The sequence below is a fragment of the Mesorhizobium sp. M7A.F.Ca.CA.004.06.1.1 genome (assembly GCF_003999135.1).
In the GTDB taxonomy this organism is placed as follows: Bacteria; Pseudomonadota; Alphaproteobacteria; order Rhizobiales; family Rhizobiaceae; genus Mesorhizobium.
Window position 1 is genome coordinate 1 of the sequence record NZ_RZPQ01000854.1, and the last position, 2366, is coordinate 2366.

Below are 2366 nucleotides of genomic sequence, written 5' to 3' on the forward strand. Positions count from 1 at the left end.
GGTGGTCGGCGCCTTTGCGCAGGATCAAGTCGGCGCGGGCCCGCGTCGGCAGGATGTTCTCGCGCAGATTCTTCAAATTGATGTTGGTCCACAGGCCTTCGGCGATGGCGCGCGCCGAACTCTCCGACAGCTGCGAATAGCGGTGAAAGAAGGAGTCCGGGTTGCGGAAGGCGGTCTCACGCAGCCGCATGAAGCGGGAAATGTACCAGTTGTGGATCAGCTTCTCGTCGGCATCGATGTAGATGGCGAAGTCGAAGAAGTCCGACAGGAAAGGGACGATCTTGCCGTCCTGCGGCAGCTTGCCGGGCTGCAGGACATTGATGCCTTCGAAGATCAATATGTCGGGCCGGTCGATGGTGACGAACTCGCCAGGAATGACGTCATAAGTCAGGTGCGAATAGACCGGCGCGCGGACATCGGGCAGCGCCGACTTGATGCCCGACAGGAAGCGCAGCAGCGCGCCCACATCGTAGCTGTCGGGGAAACCCTTGCGCTCCATCAGGTTCTCGCGGCGCAGGACCTCGTTGGGCAGCAGGAAGCCGTCGGTGGTGATGAGATCGACCTTGGGGCTCGACGGCCAGCGCGCCAGCAGTTCCTTCAGCACGCGTGCGGTGGTCGATTTGCCGACGGCGACCGAACCGGCAATGCCGATGATGAACGGTGTCTTGACCACGTCGACCGCGTTGAAGAAGGCCTGGCGTTGCCGAAACAGCAGCTGGCTCGCTTCGACATGCGCCGACAACAGCCGCGACAGCGACAGATAGATGCGCGTGACCTCCTCGAGATCGACCGGATCGTTGAGCGAGCGCAGGCGGCGGAATTCGTCCGCGCTCAGCGTCAGTGGGGTATCGGCGCGGAATTGCGACCATTGCTCGGCGGAGAAGAAGCGAAAGGGGGAATACTTCTCGGTCGGCGCGAGCTGATCCATCGAGATACCTGCCCTTCCTCGCGGTCAGCCCTTGGGCCGTGACGCCTTCTCGGCGATGCCCGAACGCCGGGTGCGGCCTTCGAGTTCCCTGAGCACGTCGCTCAGCGAAACTCCCGAGAGGCCGAGAACGACGAGCCAATGATACATAAGATCGGCGCTTTCTGAAACGATGGCCGGTTTGTCGCCCCTGACGGCGGCAATCACCGTCTCGACGGCCTCCTCGCCGAGCTTCTGCGCCGCCTTGTCGATGCCGCGCGCGAACAATTTTGCCGTCCACGAATCCGGATCTCCTGAATGGGCGCGTTCCCCAATGATTTTTTCCAGATCGGAAAGCGAAAACTCGGTCATGGCGTCATCTATCTGCTTGTTTAAGCATGATCTTTTCCGAAAACCGGTTCCCACTTTTCGGGATCATGCTTTAGGGCCGATTATTCACAGAGTCCAGCCGCATCGGCAGGCCGGCGGCGGCCATATGCGCCTTGGCCTGCGCTATCGTGTAGGTGCCGAAATGGAAAATGGACGCGGCCAGCACCGCGCCGGCATGGCCGTCGCGAATGCCTTCGACCATGTGGTCGAGCGTGCCGACGCCGCCGGAGGCGATCACCGGCGCGCGCACGGCGTCTGATATCGCGCGGGTCAGCGCGATGTCGTAGCCGGCCTTGGTGCCGTCCCGATCCATCGAGGTCAGCAGGATCTCGCCGGCGCCGCGATCGACCATTTTCCGGGCGAATTCGACCGCGTCGATGCCGGTCTTTTCGCGGCCGCCATGAGTGAAGATCTCCCAGCGGTCGGTCTCACTGGTGCCCGACACCTTCTTGGCGTCGATGGCGACGACGATGCACTGGTTGCCGAACTTGTCGGCGGCCTCCGCAACGAAATCCGGGTTCTTCACCGCGGCCGTGTTGATCGACACCTTGTCGGCGCCGGCCAAAAGCAGCTTCCTGATATCGGCGACCTGGCGCACGCCGCCGCCAACGGTCAGCGGCATGAAGCATTGTTCGGCGGTACGTGCGATAACGTCGAAGATGGTCTCGCGATTGTCCGACGAAGCGGTGATGTCGAGGAAGCAGAGTTCGTCGGCGCCGGCCGCGTCATAGGCCTTGGCCGCCTCGACCGGATCGCCGGCGTCGACGAGATCGACGAAGTTGACGCCCTTGACGACACGGCCGTTCTTGACGTCGAGACAGGGGATGACACGGGCTTTCAGCATCAGCGGCCCTCTATCGTGGCGATGAGATCGTTCAGCAACTGGCCGACCTGCGGCGGAACATCGGCCTGGGCGTCGAAGGCCGGGTCGTAGGCGGAAACGGTGATGCCGACGATCGGCACCGCCAGCGCGATGGCGCACGTGGCATCGCGCAACTGTTCCGGGCTCGGCCCGCCCGAAGTGATATAGCGGTTGGCCTGCAGCTCCCGGGGATCGTGCACGTCCATATCG

Annotated in this window: 3 protein-coding genes and 1 pseudogene; all 4 read right to left on the reverse strand. The window is 62.9% G+C overall.

What is annotated here, in order from left to right:
• Positions 1–928 (reverse strand): type I pantothenate kinase (gene coaA / locus EN906_RS31190; RefSeq protein WP_127375646.1); only part of this gene is annotated, 928 nt, incomplete at its 3' end.
• A gap of 24 nt (positions 929–952) precedes the next feature.
• On the reverse strand, positions 953–1276 hold the full coding sequence (locus EN906_RS31195) for a phosphoribosyl-ATP diphosphatase (protein WP_127266881.1): 324 nt from the start codon (positions 1274–1276) through the stop codon (positions 953–955).
• A 70-nt stretch (positions 1277–1346) separates the two neighbouring features.
• Complete coding sequence (gene hisF, locus EN906_RS31200) at positions 1347–2141, reverse strand: imidazole glycerol phosphate synthase subunit HisF (protein WP_164748906.1); 795 nt, start codon at positions 2139–2141, stop codon at positions 1347–1349.
• Positions 2138–2366, reverse strand: a pseudogene (locus EN906_RS31205) (arginase family protein); the annotation flags it as partial. The gene hisF and the pseudogene EN906_RS31205, both read right to left, overlap by 4 nt.

Bases quoted from the DNA above. Each gene is read 5' to 3' on its own strand.
- EN906_RS31195 (WP_127266881.1), bottom strand. From the start codon at position 1,276: ATGACCGAGTTTTCGCTTTCCGATCTGGAAAAAATCATTGGGGAACGC.